Origin of the sequence: Pedobacter africanus, assembly GCF_900176535.1 — a bacterium.
Lineage (GTDB): Bacteria > Bacteroidota > Bacteroidia > Sphingobacteriales > Sphingobacteriaceae > Pedobacter > Pedobacter africanus.
This window is the reverse complement of the sequence record NZ_FWXT01000001.1, coordinates 3,377,283-3,392,333: the sequence shown is the minus strand read 5'-3', so window position 1 is coordinate 3,392,333 and position 15,051 is coordinate 3,377,283. Positions and strand designations below refer to the sequence as shown.

Genomic DNA, 15,051 nt, shown 5'->3' with positions numbered 1-15,051 from the left:
TTGATCTGATTAAAAAACTACCTGGAGGCCAACAGAGAGCATCCTGATGGGTGGCATAGCCGACAGCGACATGGTTTCAGGATCGCTGATCTTGTACGGTGTAAACGTAAGCAGGTTTTGCCCCTGGAAATAAAGCCTTATATCCTGTGCTTTTATTTTCTGCACCATGGCCTTGTCCAAACGATAGGACAGCGACAGGTTCCTTAGCCTCACATACGAGGCGTCAACTATACGCGCTTCAGAGAAGTTGGCGTAATAGCTGTAAGTGGTAACCGGCGTTCCGGTAGTAGCAAACCGCTGCACATTGGTAACGTCGCCCGCCTTTTGCCAGCGGTCAAGCATTTCCACAGTTTGGTTCACACGCGCCCCCGGAGCTGAAAACTGAATGCTGCTCATCCCCTTCTGTTTGGTAAAATGAAAGAAGAAATCGAGGGTAAAATTTTTGTACTCAAATGTGTTTTGTAGTCCTCCGTAATATTTTGGGGCCATATCGTTTATGGCCGTCTGGTATTTTGGCGTTTCAAGACCGGCCAATTGGTAAATTCCCGTCTGCGGGTCCACGCCCAGGTAAGGAATGGATTTCCTGATGGTGATGGGCAGACCAATTTGCCATATGCTTGCAAATGAAGTATTTTCAAGCCCGGGATAAGCAATCAGCTTATTTTTTGGCAGGGTAATGTTGAAAGATGTTTTCCAGTTCAATCCCTTTTTGTGGATATTGGTGGTATTCAGCATCAGTTCCCAGCCCGAATTCTGAAGTACGGCAGGCCGGTTGGCAGTGATACTTCCGAAGCCTACCTGTGTTGGCAGCGTTAGGCCTGTAAGCTGGTTGTCTGTTCTGTTCAGGTAATAATCTGCACTGAAGAAAATCCTGTCCTGCAGGAACGACAACTCCAGTGCTGCTTCCCATTTCCTGTTCCGCTCCCAGGCAAAATCCGGGTTATAAAGCCTGGTAGGTGCCAGCCCGGTAAGGCCCTGGTAAGGGTTATCTGCCGTTACCTGGGCCCAGGTAGAAAGGTATTGGTAATCGCCTATACGGTCATTACCGGTAACCCCCATACTGGTCCTCAGTTTACCAAAGTTAAGGAAGGGAAGGGCTTTTTTCATAAAGCCCTCTTCGCTGAAAACCCAGGCCGCACCAACAGCTCCGAAATTACCAAACTGTTTGCCCGGTCCAAACCTGCTCGAGCCATCACGACGGGCAGAAAGGTTGATCAGGTACTTACTTTTCCAGTTGTAATTGATACGTCCAAATAAAGCCGCATAATGATATTTGCTGAAAGAATTGGAAACAGCTTTAGAAGAGGCCAGCCCCGGAAACTCCATCAGGTCGTCGTTGGCGTAACCCGTAGCAGTAATATTGGTGCCTTCATTCAGTTGTTCCTGGAAACTGCTGCCCAGCAATACCTGGAGCTGCCCGCCCCCCAGTTGCCTGGTATATTCTGCCTGTGGCTCTACAATCCAGTTCTTGTGGGTCTGGTCATAAAACTCTGCCGAACTGGTAACGTTCGTACCAAAAGGACTTTGCGATTTGATAGGGTTTGCCGTGCGCTGGTCAAGTATCATGGCTGTATAACCCGCATCTACCCTCAGCTGCAAGCCGGTCAGCACATTGTATTTCAGGTTCAAACCGGTAATGAGGTTATCGGTCTTGCCAATGTATGTTTTGTAGAGATAGGCCAGGGGATTGGAGAAATTGATCCCCTTATCCCTCCATACCAGATCGCCTTTTTCATCGTACGGATATGGAGCGTTTGGAATGGTATTGATCAACTGGAACAAATCTGTTGTGATGATGTTGTTCCTATCGGTACTCAGCCCAAAATTGAAGGCCGCCTGGAATTTATTGTCTGCAGAACGGTGCTGTAAATTGGCCCTGAAGCTGCCCCGGTCGTCATTCATATCCCCGGTATAGATAGGGGTTTCCCGGTGGTATCCTGCGGCAAGCGAAAAGGTGGTTTGCTGACTTCCCCCAGACAACCTTACCTGCGCGTCGGTGCTCTTTGCCGTATTGCCCAGCAGCATTTTTTTCCAATCGGTATAACGCGTGGTATCCCAAACCATCAGATCAGTAGCATTTGCGGCTGTTGGAGTAATGTTGTCATTCCTGAATGCCTCTTTCCGCATGGCCACATACTGCTGTGTATTCATGAACTCAGGTATCCGCGTTGGTGTTCCCCAACCGGTATAAAAATTCGCATCTATCGTGGTTTTGCCAGATTTTGCCCTCCGGGTAGTGATCAACACCACGCCATTTGCCCCCCTTGATCCATAAATTGCCGTTGCATCAGCATCTTTCAACACCTCAATGCTTTCAATATCTGCCGGGTTAATGGCTACAAAAGGATTGGTGCGGAAAGCAGCGCTGGTTAAACCACCAAGTGCCTGGGCACTAACACCACTCGAAAAAGTGATGCTCGAAAGTGAATGTGCAAAAGGGACCCCATCAATGATGTACAATGGATCTGAGGCCGCGCCCAATGAACTTTTGCCACGAATCAGCACACTTACCGGCGAACCTGCCAAACCATTGGTTTGTGCAATTTGCACTCCCGGCATCCTGCCACCAAGTGCCAGCAAAGGGTTGTCTACCGGTTGTCGCCTGATGTCCTCGCCTTTCATTTTGGCCACTGTGCCGGTGTTCATCCTCACCGTCGTAGTGCCATAGGCAATCATCTGCACTTCATCCAGCATAGAAACAGACCTGCTGATGGTAACCGTCAATAAAGCTCCGCTTCCTTTAACGCTTACTTCCCTGGTTTCATAGCCGATAGACGAAATGCGCAATATGGCATTTTCATCTACATTCCTTAAAAAGAACTCTCCTTTTGCATTGGTTGTGGTGCCTTTGTTCGCCCCTTTAATTACTACAGTTATCCCTTCCAGTGCTTCGCCCTTTTCGTTAACTACTATCCCCCTAATGTCTGCCATAAACTTGCCCTGCGCTGAAATGGCGGTAACAAGCTTATTAAACAGAGAAAGCTCCTTTGGTTTGATAATGATATTCTTGTCCTCTATGCTGTAAACGAATGACTGTTCGGCAGCCAGTTTTTCAAGCACCGTTTTTAAATCTGCATTGCTGAAATTTACATCCAGTTTTTTGCTGGCTGCAATCTTTTCCGGAGCGTACAATACGTTGTACCCGGTTTGCAGGGTAATCTGCTTAAAAATTTCACGAAGACTTGCATCTTTCCTGGTATAGGAAAGCTTTTGGCCAAAGCTTGAGGCAGATACCTGCAAAAAGCAGGCGGTAAGTAAGACTATGATCAGTTTCACAATCAATAATATTTTTGGTGGTACCCAATAGCGTACAACACCTGGTTTAAAAGCAATTTTTTTCATTACTTTTGTTAGGTTTTGAGTTATAACATGAAATAGTGTCGCAATTATTTTATCCCGCTACATGGTAACGGGAAGGGGTTGGCTCAAAATTTCGCCGGATAGTGCTACGAACACTATCCGGTTTTTTATGGCCACACCCAAAGCCTGTGGCTTATGCTGGTTCTTGTAAATTTCTTTTCATCGTTTGGTTGTTTAAAGTTTGGTAATGGATTATTTGATTACAATAATTTTTCGGTCATCTATTTTAAATTTTGCTGCCCCGGTCTGGCTTATGGCATTCAATATGCCTGAAACATTTTCATAGCGCGATACGGATCCGTCCAGCAGTTTATTTTTTAAATCTTCGTCCTGGTAAGCCACCTCCACATCATACCACCTGGCAATTTGCCGCATAACTACCTGCATAGGCGTATTGTTAAATATGAAGCGGCCGCTTTTCCAGCCCAAAGCTTCCGAAGGATCTACAGGCTTCACAGTAATATTGCCATTGCCTGCCACGGCCGATTGCTCGTTAGGCTTCAGGACAATCGTATTGCTCTTTCCGCGAACTGCAACAGAGCCTTCCAAAAGCGTGGTCCTGATCAATGGTTCCTCATTATAGGCATTAACATTAAAATGCGTTCCCAGCACCTCTAACTGCTGGCCGGAGCTGCTCACAATAAAAGGGCGCGTGGCATCTTTAGCCACCTCAAAATACGCTTCACCTGTAAGCTTTACCTGCCTCTGGGTTTTGTTTGCATAACTTGATAAAAACTCCAGTTTACTATCCGAATTTAACCAAACTTTTGTGCCATCCTGCAAAACAATAAAGTAAGTTCCGCCCCTCGGTGTTGCGGCGGTTACCAGGCTGCTCTGGGCTCCCTTTGCAAAGATGGTCTGAGCCAAGGTGTGGTCCTGTGTGCCATCACTGTATTTCAAGTCGTTCCCTACAACTATTCCCGTTTTGTCCTTGCTCAGGCTTAGGGTCTTTCCCTGTACGGTAAGGGTAGCCCTGTTGCCGCCCGGGGCAATGTCTTTTACATATTCCACACCGGGCTTATTCTGCGGTAAAAACCAGATCCCAAAAACCATAGCTGTTACCACAGCGGCAATGCCTGCAATACGCAGCCAGAGTTTAGTTTTATTGCCCCTACCGGCAGCAATCCTGCTGTCTATTTCTTTTACGTCTGCAAGTATTTCAGCCGCTGTATATTTCAGCCCATCAAATTCACCATACAATATCCAGTTCTGCAGCAAAGCCTTTTCTTCGGCTGTGCAGGTTCCGGCTTTATACCTGGCAATAATTTCCGATGCCTGTTTATGATCCATTTCTTATGCTATTGGCTAATCAGTTATAAGACGGGCAGCCGAAGGGGCAGGGTCAAAAAAATATTAAAAAACTTTTATCGCCCAGTTTTCCCTTCAAAATTTTTAAAGCATTGTGCATTCTGCTTTTCACTGTATCTTCCGGCAGGTCAAGCGCTTCGGCAATTTCTTTCCGGCTCATATTGGTATTCCGGCTCAGTTCAAAAACCGCGCGCATTTTTGGTGGTAGTGCTGCAATCTCCTTTTCTATGAGCGCACTGAGTTCCTTCGTCCTGATCAGATGATCTGTTGTGCCTTCTGCTGTATTCAGATAAGACTGGAAGCTGTCCAGATACCGGGATGCTACATTCCTATGAGCAATCAGGTCCAGCATCCTGTTGCGCAGGGCAGTAAAAATATAACTCCTGAAAGAACCGGTAAGCACCAGTTCCTCCCTTTTATGCCACAGTGTTAAAAAAAGTTCCTGTATCAGGTCCTGGGCTTCTGCCCTATCATCCAGCCTTCTCAAGGCAAATACATACAGCAGGGTTTTATAGCGGTTGTACAATTCCGTATAACCACTCTGGTTGCCCTGCCTTAAAAGAGCAGTCAGCTCCTGATCGGTATATGTGCTGTATGCACTCATATGGCTTATGGTTTCCCTGGTATTAAGTTAGGCTTATTTCCTGCAAGTCTATACATTTTCAGGCTAAAAACCACAATCGGGCTGTAATCTTTCATTAGCCATCTTCCATCCTGTGAAACAAACTTGCCCGGTAATAACTGTTTACCTGGTTTTGAGCATGCTGGTAAAGCAATTGCCTAAACACCTTTCAGGCCCGAAAACAATTCGATTAAATTGTTTTCAGGATCCCTGAGGTGTATTACTCTTATGCCCCAAACCTGCATATCTTTGGGTTCGTTGAGAAATAACACACCTTTGCTTTTCAGTTTAGCATAAGTATCGTCCACGTCATCAACTTCAATAACTATGGCCATCTTGTCCTGTAAAGTTTCAGTCCTGGTTTGTTCCTGCGTGCTGATCGCCACGTTCATTAACTCAGCCCTGAATAAAGCAAGTCCGGATGAGGACCTCACATCAAAACTGGCATAATTTTCACCTGGTTTACCCCAGGTAGCCTTTAGTCCAAGTGTTTCACTGTAAAAACTATAGGATCTATCAAAATCATTTACCAGCAGTCGTATGTTGTCAAATTTCATTTTTGTTGTATAAGGGTTATCAAATGAAGTCATCACTCCTAAACTTCCAGTATAATTGAATGTTTATCAAAAATAACGAGAACTTCAATCATAACGTAATCTTTTCTATGATCATATATTTTTGTAAGCTATAACTGAAGAATGAAGCGACTTTTAATGAGTGAAACCATGGCTTTCAATTTTATTTTAAAACAAAATTCCCTATCTTTAGTTATAAGATTTTACGTAAACCTCATTGTGAATTTCGTTAGTATTTAAGCTGCCCTCGGGTTGCGTTCGTACTGACCCCACAGTGAGGCCACAGTCAGCCCACAGTGAGCCCACGTTTTGTTAGAAAAAATGTGGGCTTATTCTGGATTAATTGTAAGGTAATGGCAGGAGCAGCACGAACGCATCTAAAGCGCAGCCAGAGGGTTCCTGAAAACTAGATATAAAGAAATAGTATTATGGGTAAATTTGATGGAAAACAAATCATTGGCCTGGTTGGTAACCTGGTTTTAAAAAAAGGGCCAAAAGGCTCAACAATTATTCAAACCAGGCCACATCCTGGTAAGCAGACAGCAGCTTCAAAAACAACCGCAAATATATTTGCCAAGGCCAGTACCTTATCTAAGGTCATTCGTCTGGACCTCTCTGTATTGATCAATGGTTTTTATGATGGTGCCATGGTTAACCGCCTTACCAGGCAAAACCGCGAAATTCTGGAACAGTGTTACAACAAAGATACAAAACAGTATACATTTAATGAAGATAGCTTTTCAAGGCTGGCTGGCTTTGAATTCAACCTGAAATCGCCCCTGGCAAAAAGCCTTTGGGCAGTGCCGCAGCTGAACCTTATCGGCAACCAGCTTACTTTAAGCCTCCCCGCTATGGAAATCAATGAGCACCTGAAGTTCCCTGCAAGAAGCAATGTTTGCGAAATTACCGTAGCCCTTGCTTTTTATAACCTGGAGGCAGGCGTACATAAAAACAGCGTGTTTCAGAAACTGGAAATAAATACGGAACAGTGCCTGGTACCTGCTCATGATTTTACTTTTGAAGTTCCGGCCGGATGTTTATGTGTAATGGGGATCAGACTAAAATATGCAATGCTCACAGACAATGTTAAAGTCATCAGAAACACTAAGGATTTTAACCCTGCCGGACTTTGTGGAGCAGTAATGACACCAGGCGAATTTGTACTGACACCAGGTGAAATTGTTCCAAATGGCCGGCTGGCTTCAGTATGGAAGAATGTAGACAAGTTGAAGTTGTACAAGGATCTGCCGGCTGCAGAGGGAGATACTAGCCCTCCGGGAGTGCCTCAAATATTTTAGCAGATGCCCGCAGCTGAAAATAAATTTCCTAAATTAGCAGCATGAACAGGTTCAAAATGATCATCCCACTGATTTTGCTGTTTTACGCTTTCGGCAGCAAAGCCCAGGATCTGGAAAAATACGAGAAAGGTAGTTTCATTAAAAAAACGGACAGCATTAGCTACCGGGTGCTTTTTCCTGAGAATTTTGATGATACCAAAAAATATCCCATCCTTTTCTTTTTACATGGCCGGGGAGAAAGTGGTAACGACAACCAGAAACAGCTGACCCATGGGGCCAGACTTTTCTTAAAAGAAGAGTTCAGGAAACAGTTCCCGGCTATCGTTGTATTTCCGCAATGTAGCGCTGACAGTTATTGGGCCAATGTAAACATCATCACCGATTCAACCGGTAAACGCGAATTCCATTTCCGGGAAAAGGGCGAGCCAACCAGGGCCATGAAAGCATTACTAGGTATGGTAGATGATTTTCTGAATAAACCTTATGTAGATAAAAAGCAGGTGTACGTAGGCGGTTTGTCTATGGGTGGAATGGGTACTTATGAATTGCTGAGGCGTAAGCCCCGGACTTTTGCTGCTGCTTTTGCCATTTGCGGGGGAGACCATGTAGCCAATGTTCAAAAATACAGAAAGGTGCCTTTATGGATCTTCCATGGCGAGAAAGACAATGTAGTACCAATGAGCTGCTCCACAATTATAGCGGATCAACGGAAAGTGCTGGGCAATCCGGCCAAACTTACACTTTACCCGGAGGCCAATCACAACAGCTGGGATTCCGCTTTTGCAGAACCCCAGCTGTTGCCATGGTTATTTTCTAACCACAAATAGTTTGAAAAAGCCTTATTCGGCCATATTGTGATAAACGGCCTGAACGTCATCGTCCTCTTCCAGCTTATCGATCAGTTTCAGCACATCGGCAGCCTGCTCTTCAGTTACCTCGTGATGTGATAAAGCGATACGCTCCAGTTTGGAACTTTTCAGTTCTATACCTTTTTCTTCCAGTGCTTTTTGCAGAGAACCGAAGCTTTCAAAAGCACCCTGTGCAACGGCAATATCATTTCCTTCCTCGTCGGCCTCTACATACAGTTCTTCCAGTCCTGCATCGATCAGTTCAAATTCCAGTTCTTCCAGGTCCAGGTCCTCGGCAGGTACAAACCGAAAAATAGATTTCCTGTTGAACACAAAATCCAGTGAGCCGGTTTTGCCCAGGGTACCGTTTGTTTTGTTGAAATAACTGCGCACATTGGCAACGGTACGGTTGGTGTTATCGGTAGCAGTCTCAATGAGCACAGCTACACCGTGCGGGGCGTATCCTTCGTAAACAATCTCTTCGTAGTTGGCCATGCTTTTATCGGAAGCCCTTTTGATGGCTGCATCCACGCGGTCTTTAGGCATGTTTACTGCCTTGGCATTTTGTATGGCCGTGCGCAAGCGTGAGTTGGTTTCGGGATGCGGGCCGCCTTCCTTTACTGCAATTACGATATCCTTACCTATCCTGGTAAACTGAACGGCCATTTTGGCCCAACGTTTAAATTTTCTTTCTTTTCTGAATTCAAATGCTCTTCCCATTTTCTTGTTTTAGCTTATTTTTCTGGTTTCCTGATTGGCAGTCAGCATTAGCGGAACGTCATCCTGAGTAAACCAGGTTTCAAAACTAACTATTTTTTTAAATTCTTCAGCATGTCTGCTGTGAGTTTAGCGAGGTCAAATTCAGGCTTCCAGCCCCAGTCGGCCGTAGCATAGCTGTCGTCAATAGAACGTGGCCAGCTGTTGGCAATCTGCTGGCGCGGATCATTATCGGTATAACTCAGTTTAAAATCCGGGATATGTTTTCGGATTTCGGCTGCAAGGATCTCCGGTGTAAAGCTTACCCCCGCAAAATTATAGCTGGAGCGGATAGAGATTTTGCTGGCTTCGGCATCCATCAGTTCAATGGTACCGCGGATGGCATCGTCCATATACATCATTGGCAATTCCGTAGCCGCATTTAAAAAAGAGGCATAGCTTCCTTTTTTTAGGGCATCATGAAAAATGTGCACGGCATAGTCGGTGGTACCGCCCCCTGGCGCGGCCTTCCAGCTGATCAGGCCCGGGTAACGGATACTGCGCACATCCAGTCCGTATTTCTGGTTGTAATATTCGCACCAGCGCTCGCCGGCAAGCTTACTTATCCCATATACCGTATTCGGATCCATCACACAATATTGAGGGGTCTGGTCTTTTGGCGAGTTGGGCCCAAACACGGCGATAGAGCTTGGCCAGTATACCTTAGCCGTTTTATAGGAAATGGCAAGGTCCAGGATATTCAGCAGACCGTTCATGTTCAGATCCCATGCCAGCTTAGGGTTCTGCTCTCCGGTGGCCGACAATAAGGCCGCCAGCAGGTAAACCTGCGCAGGCCTGTACTTTTCAAAAATATTATTGAGGGTGTCTTTTTCCAGGACGTTCACAAACTCGAAGGGACCCGAGTTCTTGATGTCATAATCCGGGCGGCGGATGTCGCAGGCGATGACATTGCTTTCACCATAGGTTTTGCGCAGGGCAGTTACCAGTTCTGTACCGATCTGACCGTTTGAACCAAGTACTAATATTTTTTCGTTCATAAATAAATATGATTATAGGCTAATAATTAAACACGCAAACCTATTCAAAATTGTTCATAGCAACCAAAACCTGAAGGCGAATAATTGACGGAAAAATTGATTTAGTAACAAAAACATTATATATTTACTTTATGGTGTATTTATAACACTAACTATTTTTTTTTACTTAATATTACAAAACAAAAGATACTTAGAATACACTTTAAACACACACAACACCCTTAACAACCAAATATGAACAGAAGAGAAGCGGTGAAAAGTGTTGCCTTCTTAATGGGAGGCGCGCTATCAGCAACTACGATTGGCGTATTTTTAGACAGTTGTAATTCACCATCCGGCAAAGCCACAGGCAGCTTATTTACGGAAGAGCAGCAGAAAGTGATCACTGAAGTTGCAGACATTATTATTCCTACCACCAGTTCGCCTGGTGCCAAAGCTGCAGGCGTTGGACCATTCATTGCCATGATGGTTAAAGACTGCTATCCGGAAGATGCACAAAAGGCTTTTGTAAAAGGCCTGGAAGACCTGGAAAAGCGGTCGAACGACGCCTACAAAAAAACTTTCCTGGAGATCAGTGTAGCGCAGCGTCAGGAACTGCTGGGCAAACTGCGCGACGAGACTGTGGCGGCCACCAAGGCCGAAAAAGAACAGCTCGATAAGCAGGAAGCGGCTGAAAAGGACAAACAGACTGCAGATCCGGATGATAAGGCCAAATCGCAGACAGAGAATGCGGGCAATGCCTCTATCTTACCTAAAGACAAGCCCAAGACTGAGCCAAGGTTCTTTGCCATTGTGAGGGATTTGACCTTACTGGGGTATTTCACTTCAGAAATCGGTGCCACACAGGCTTATTCTTTTGTGGAAATACCGGGCAGGTATGATGGCTGTGTAGACCTGAAGCCAGGTCAGAAAGTTTGGGCATAAATCTTTTATAGCATATATAATGAGTAATTTAAATACAAAGGCAACAGCACAGAACACCTATGATGCAATTGTTGTAGGATCTGGCATTAGCGGTGGCTGGGCTGCAAAAGAATTAACAGAAAAAGGTTTAAAGGTTTTACTGCTGGAAAGGGGCAGGAACATTGAACATGTAAAAGACTATACCACGGCGATGAAAAAGCCCTGGGAGTTTGAGCACAGGGGCAAATTAACTGAAGCCCAGAAAGAGGCGCATCCCGTGCAGAAGAGGGATTATCCTTATTCTGAATTTAACGAGAGCTTCTGGGTAAACGACCACGATTGTCCGTATACCGAAGTAAAGCGGTTCGATTGGTACCGTGGTTTTCATGTGGGCGGCAAATCGCTGATGTGGGGCCGCCAGAGCTACCGTTTCAGCGACCTGAATTTTGAGGACAACCTGAAGGACGGACATGGTGTAGACTGGCCCATCCGCTATAAGGACCTTGCTCCATGGTACGATTATGTAGAGAAATTTGCAGGCATCAGCGGTCAGGCCGAAGGCTGGCCCGCATTGCCAGACGGGCAGTTCCTTCCACCTATGGAAATGAACTGTGTGGAAAAGGAAGTAAAGAAACGCATTGAGGCCAAATGGAACAAATCGAGGATCATGACCATTGGCCGAACAGCCAATTTAACGGTGCCGCACGGCGGCCGCGGACAATGCCAGTACCGCAACCTTTGTAGCAGGGGCTGCCCTTTTGGCGCTTATTTTAGTACGCAGTCCTCTACCCTTCCTGCGGCTGTAGCTACAGGGAATTTAACACTGCGTCCCTTCTCGCTGGTGAACAGCATCATTTATGATAAGGAAACGCAAAAAGCTAAAGGCGTTGTGGTAATTGATTCGGAAACCAAGGAGACCACTGAGTTCTTTGCCAAAATTGTATTTGTAAACGGCTCTACCCTGGCTTCAACCTTTATATTGCTGAATTCTGTTTCTGATGAACACCCTAACGGGCTGGGCAATGGTAGTGGGCAGCTGGGCCACAACCTGATGGACCATCATTTCCGCTGCGGCGCCAATGGCAGGTTTGAAGGCTTTGAAGACAAATATACCTACGGCAAACGTGCCAATGGGATTTACATTCCAAGGTACCGGAACATGGGCAACGATAAGCGCGACTATGTGCGTGGCTTTGGTTACCAGGGAGGCGGAAGTCGCGGAAACTGGCATGCCGATGTGGCCGAAATGGCCTTTGGTGCTGAATTTAAAGATCAGATGACCACACCGGGTGCCTGGACCATGGGATTGGGTGGGTTTGGTGAGTCGCTGCCTTATTTTGAGAACAAGGTATACATCGATAAGAGCAAGAAAGACAAATGGGGACAGCCTGTGCTGGCCATCGATTGTGAGTTTAAGGACAATGAGCGCAAAATGCGTGTAGACATGATGAATGATGCTGCCGAAATGCTGGAAGCTGCCGGGGCAAAGGACATCAAGACCTTTGACAACGGATCGGCACCTGGCATGGCCATCCATGAAATGGGAACGGCACGCATGGGCCATGACCCTAAAACGTCTGTCCTGAACAAATGGAACCAGATGCACGAAGTAAAAAATGTTTTTGTAACCGATGGATCGTGCATGGCCTCTGCGGCATGCCAGAACCCATCATTAACTTATATGGCGCTAACTGCCAGGGCCTGTGACTTCGCGGTTAGTGAATTAAAAAAAGGAAACCTTTAATGGAGAATAGAAAGATCAGAATGGGCATGGTAGGCGGCGGTAAAGATGCCTTTATCGGGGCCGTTCACCGCATTGCTGCCAATATGGACGGACAGGTTGAGTTCTGTTGCGGAGCCTTAAGTATAAACCCGGAAGTAGCCCGTGAATCGGGGAAGATGCTGTTTTTGCCGGAAGACCGGGTTTACCTGAATTACGAAGAAATGATTGTGCAGGAGAGCAAAATGCCTGCCGGTAAACGTATAGATTTTGTAACCATTGTTACCCCTAACTTCGCCCATTTTGCACCGGCAATGCTGGCGCTTGAGCATGGCTTTAACGTGGTAATTGAAAAACCCATCGCACTGTCGCTGGAGGAAGCCAAACAGCTGCAGCAGAAGGTCAAAGAAACTGGCTTGATTTTATGCCTTACGCATACCTATTCGGGCTACCCGATGGTAAAACAGGCCAGGCAGATGGTGAAGGAAGGAAAGCTGGGTGCCATCAGAAAAATAGTAGTGGAATACCCTCAGGGCTGGTTAAGTACGCTGACGGAAAGGGAAGGCAATGCACAGGCGGCATGGCGTACCGATCCTTCCAAAAGCGGCAAGAGCGGATGTATGGGTGACATAGGTACCCATGCAGCCCAGCTGGCAGAATACATTTCGGGCTTAAAGATTGCAAAGCTCTGTGCCGATCTGAACATTGTTGTTCCGGGAAGGGCTTTGGATGATGATGGCAATATGCTGCTGAAGTTTGACAATGGCGCAAATGGCATCTTAATGGCCTCACAGATTGCTGCCGGGGAAGAAAATGCGCTAAAAATCAGGATCTACGGCGAAAAAGGCGGTATGGAATGGCACCAGATGGAACCGAATACCCTGGTGGTAAAATGGCTGAATGAGCCGATGCAGGTTTATCGCGTTGGCCAGGGCTATATGTCTGACATTGCCAAACATAACACCCGTGTTCCTGCCGGGCACCCCGAAGGTTACCTGGAGGCTTTTGCCAACATTTACAGAAATTTTGTACTGACCCTAAGGACCAAACTGGAAGGCGGAACACCAACTGAAGCGATGCTGGACTTCCCTACGGTTGAAGATGGTGTAAGGGGCATGGCTTTTATTGAAAATGCAGTGGCCTCGAGCCAGTCTGACCAAAAATGGTTCGATTTTAAAATATAACGGAGAATGACAACACTTAAAGGACCAGGCGTTTTTTTAGCCCAGTTTATTGGAGATGAGGCGCCGTTCAATTCCCTGGATGCCATATGTGAATGGGCAGCAGGATTGGGCTTTAAAGGTATACAGGTGCCTACCCTTGACGCACGCTTTATTGACCTGCAAAAAGCTGCAGAAAGCAAGACCTATGCAGAGGAGCTGAAAGGCAGGGTGGCGGCACACGGGCTGGAAATCACGGAGCTATCTACCCATTTACAGGGGCAGCTGGTAGCGGTAAACCCGGCTTACGACCTTGCTTTCGATGCTTTTGCGCCAAAGGAATACCACAACAACCCCAAAGCAAGGACCGAGTGGGCAGTGCAGCAAATGAAATATGCGGCCAGGGCATCGCAAAACCTGGGTTTAAATGCCCATGCCACTTTCAGCGGCTCGCTGCTCTGGCACATGTTCCACCCCTGGCCGCAGCGCCCGGAAGGACTGGTAGATGCCGGTTTTACAGAACTTGCCAGACGCTGGATGCCGATACTTAACGAATTTGAGACCTGTGGCGTTGATGTTTGCTACGAGATCCATCCGGGTGAAGACCTTTTTGATGGCATCACCTACGAAATGTTCCTTGAAAAAGTAAACCACCATCCGCGTGCATGCCTGTTGTACGATCCGTCGCATTTTGTATTGCAGCAATTGGATTACATACAGTATATCGATTTTTACCATGAGCGCATCAAGGCCTTCCACGTAAAGGATTCCGAGTTTAACCCTACCGGGAAGCAGGGCACTTTTGGCGGCTACCAGAGCTGGGCAAACCGTGCGGGCAGGTACCGCTCTCCAGGTGATGGGCAGGTAGATTTCAAAACCATTTTCAGCAAGCTGGCGCAGTACGATTATAAAGGCTGGGCAGTAATGGAATGGGAATGCTGCATCAAGGATGCCCAGGTGGGTGCCAGAGAAGGTGCGGAGTTCATCAAAAAGAACATCATTAAAGTAACCGACAGGGCATTCGACGATTTCGCAGCCTCGGGCGGTGACGACGATTTTAACAATAAGATTTTAGGTCTGAAATAAACACACAAATGAAAAGAACACTATTGATCCTGGGCTGCTATGTATTGGCTATGGCCTCCTGCGCAAGTCCTGAAGAAAGGGCTGCAGATGCAAACAAAACTACTGAAACTACTGCTACAGCGGAAGGTACATCAGCCGCTGCTCCGGCAGACAACGGCGCCGGTGAACAGCTGATTGCCAAGGCCGATTGTATTGCCTGCCACAACAAAGACACCAAAATTGTAGGCCCGGCCTATGTAGACATTGCTGCAAAATACCCGCTGAACGAGGAGAATGTAAACCACCTTGCAGATAAAGTGATTGCCGGCGGAACGGGTGTATGGGGCGAAGTTCCGATGACACCGCATGCCTCGCTGAGCAAGGATGATGCAAAAACTATGGTCAGATACATTTTATCGCTAAAAAAATAATTAACCC

General features: G+C 46.5%; 13 protein-coding genes. 7 read left to right on the top strand and 6 right to left on the bottom strand.

Annotation, left to right across the window (positions count from 1 at the left end):
• Window positions 1-9: 9 nt before the first annotated feature.
• The 4 genes from B9A91_RS14165 to B9A91_RS14150 form a co-directional block, all read right to left on the bottom strand.
• Complete coding sequence (locus tag B9A91_RS14165) at window positions 10-3,342, bottom strand: TonB-dependent receptor (protein ID WP_084239470.1); 3,333 nt, start codon at window positions 3,340-3,342, stop codon at window positions 10-12.
• Window positions 3,343-3,552: 210 nt separating this feature from the next.
• Window positions 3,553-4,650 carry a FecR family protein gene (locus B9A91_RS14160; protein WP_084239469.1) on the bottom strand — a complete coding sequence of 366 codons (1,098 nt, stop codon included), beginning with the start codon at window positions 4,648-4,650 and terminating at the stop codon, window positions 3,553-3,555.
• Between the two features lie 52 nt (window positions 4,651-4,702).
• Window positions 4,703-5,272 carry an RNA polymerase sigma factor gene (locus B9A91_RS14155; RefSeq protein WP_084239468.1) on the bottom strand — a complete coding sequence of 190 codons (570 nt, stop codon included), beginning with the start codon at window positions 5,270-5,272 and terminating at the stop codon, window positions 4,703-4,705.
• A gap of 176 nt (window positions 5,273-5,448) precedes the next feature.
• The gene (locus tag B9A91_RS14150) at window positions 5,449-5,847 is read right to left on the bottom strand and encodes a VOC family protein (protein WP_084239717.1); all 399 of its coding nucleotides are present in this window, start codon (window positions 5,845-5,847) and stop codon (window positions 5,449-5,451) included.
• Window positions 5,848-6,293: 446 nt separating this feature from the next.
• On the opposite strand from B9A91_RS14150, the gene B9A91_RS14145 reads away from it, so the two are divergent.
• Together B9A91_RS14145 and B9A91_RS14140 are read left to right on the top strand one after the other, a co-directional pair.
• Window positions 6,294-7,163, top strand: a complete 870-nt coding sequence (locus B9A91_RS14145) for a hypothetical protein (RefSeq protein WP_084239467.1) — start codon at window positions 6,294-6,296, stop codon at window positions 7,161-7,163.
• A gap of 41 nt (window positions 7,164-7,204) precedes the next feature.
• The gene (locus B9A91_RS14140; protein WP_144008924.1) at window positions 7,205-7,990 is read left to right on the top strand and encodes a carboxylesterase family protein; all 786 of its coding nucleotides are present in this window, start codon (window positions 7,205-7,207) and stop codon (window positions 7,988-7,990) included.
• Window positions 7,991-8,002: 12 nt separating this feature from the next.
• Here the strand turns inward: B9A91_RS14140 and B9A91_RS14135 are convergent, their stop codons facing one another.
• Both B9A91_RS14135 and B9A91_RS14130 read right to left on the bottom strand, forming a co-directional pair.
• Window positions 8,003-8,731, bottom strand: coding sequence for a YebC/PmpR family DNA-binding transcriptional regulator (locus B9A91_RS14135; RefSeq protein WP_084239466.1), 729 nt, complete (start codon window positions 8,729-8,731; stop codon window positions 8,003-8,005).
• 89 nt (window positions 8,732-8,820) lie between these two features.
• Window positions 8,821-9,765, bottom strand: a complete 945-nt coding sequence (locus B9A91_RS14130; RefSeq protein ID WP_084239465.1) for an NAD-dependent epimerase/dehydratase family protein — start codon at window positions 9,763-9,765, stop codon at window positions 8,821-8,823.
• Between the two features lie 234 nt (window positions 9,766-9,999).
• Between B9A91_RS14130 and B9A91_RS14125 the strand changes: the two genes are divergently transcribed.
• Genes B9A91_RS14125 through B9A91_RS14105 form a run of 5 tightly spaced genes read left to right on the top strand, consistent with a single transcriptional unit; the run spans window position 10,000 to window position 15,044 of the window.
• Complete coding sequence (locus tag B9A91_RS14125) at window positions 10,000-10,689, top strand: gluconate 2-dehydrogenase subunit 3 family protein (protein WP_084239464.1); 690 nt, start codon at window positions 10,000-10,002, stop codon at window positions 10,687-10,689.
• Between the two features lie 19 nt (window positions 10,690-10,708).
• Window positions 10,709-12,412 carry a GMC oxidoreductase gene (locus tag B9A91_RS14120; protein WP_084239463.1) on the top strand — a complete coding sequence of 568 codons (1,704 nt, stop codon included), beginning with the start codon at window positions 10,709-10,711 and terminating at the stop codon, window positions 12,410-12,412.
• Window positions 12,412-13,572, top strand: a complete 1,161-nt coding sequence (locus B9A91_RS14115) for a Gfo/Idh/MocA family protein (RefSeq protein WP_084239462.1) — start codon at window positions 12,412-12,414, stop codon at window positions 13,570-13,572. The genes B9A91_RS14120 and B9A91_RS14115 overlap by 1 nt, the downstream gene beginning before the upstream one ends.
• 6 nt (window positions 13,573-13,578) lie before the next feature.
• Window positions 13,579-14,634 carry a sugar phosphate isomerase/epimerase family protein gene (locus B9A91_RS14110; protein ID WP_084239461.1) on the top strand — a complete coding sequence of 352 codons (1,056 nt, stop codon included), beginning with the start codon at window positions 13,579-13,581 and terminating at the stop codon, window positions 14,632-14,634.
• Between the two features lie 8 nt (window positions 14,635-14,642).
• A complete protein-coding gene (locus B9A91_RS14105; RefSeq protein WP_084239460.1) occupies window positions 14,643-15,044 on the top strand; it encodes a c-type cytochrome in 402 nt (133 codons plus the stop codon).
• The last annotated feature ends 7 nt before the right edge of the window (window positions 15,045-15,051 follow it).

Excerpts from the sequence above, each read along its gene's own strand:
- B9A91_RS14165 (WP_084239470.1), bottom strand. The coding sequence starts at position 3,342 with ATGAAAAAAATTGCTTTTAAACCAGGTGTTGTACGCTATTGGGTACCA.
- B9A91_RS14160 (WP_084239469.1), bottom strand. The coding sequence starts at position 4,650 with ATGGATCATAAACAGGCATCGGAAATTATTGCCAGGTATAAAGCCGGA.
- B9A91_RS14155 (WP_084239468.1), bottom strand. The coding sequence starts at position 5,272 with ATGAGTGCATACAGCACATATACCGATCAGGAGCTGACTGCTCTTTTA.
- B9A91_RS14150 (WP_084239717.1), bottom strand. The coding sequence starts at position 5,847 with ATGAAATTTGACAACATACGACTGCTGGTAAATGATTTTGATAGATCC.
- B9A91_RS14145 (WP_084239467.1), top strand. The coding sequence starts at position 6,294 with ATGGGTAAATTTGATGGAAAACAAATCATTGGCCTGGTTGGTAACCTG.
- B9A91_RS14140 (WP_144008924.1), top strand. The coding sequence starts at position 7,205 with ATGAACAGGTTCAAAATGATCATCCCACTGATTTTGCTGTTTTACGCT.
- B9A91_RS14135 (WP_084239466.1), bottom strand. The coding sequence starts at position 8,731 with ATGGGAAGAGCATTTGAATTCAGAAAAGAAAGAAAATTTAAACGTTGG.
- B9A91_RS14130 (WP_084239465.1), bottom strand. The coding sequence starts at position 9,765 with ATGAACGAAAAAATATTAGTACTTGGTTCAAACGGTCAGATCGGTACA.
- B9A91_RS14125 (WP_084239464.1), top strand. The coding sequence starts at position 10,000 with ATGAACAGAAGAGAAGCGGTGAAAAGTGTTGCCTTCTTAATGGGAGGC.
- B9A91_RS14120 (WP_084239463.1), top strand. The coding sequence starts at position 10,709 with ATGAGTAATTTAAATACAAAGGCAACAGCACAGAACACCTATGATGCA.
- B9A91_RS14115 (WP_084239462.1), top strand. The coding sequence starts at position 12,412 with ATGGAGAATAGAAAGATCAGAATGGGCATGGTAGGCGGCGGTAAAGAT.
- B9A91_RS14110 (WP_084239461.1), top strand. The coding sequence starts at position 13,579 with ATGACAACACTTAAAGGACCAGGCGTTTTTTTAGCCCAGTTTATTGGA.
- B9A91_RS14105 (WP_084239460.1), top strand. The coding sequence starts at position 14,643 with ATGAAAAGAACACTATTGATCCTGGGCTGCTATGTATTGGCTATGGCC.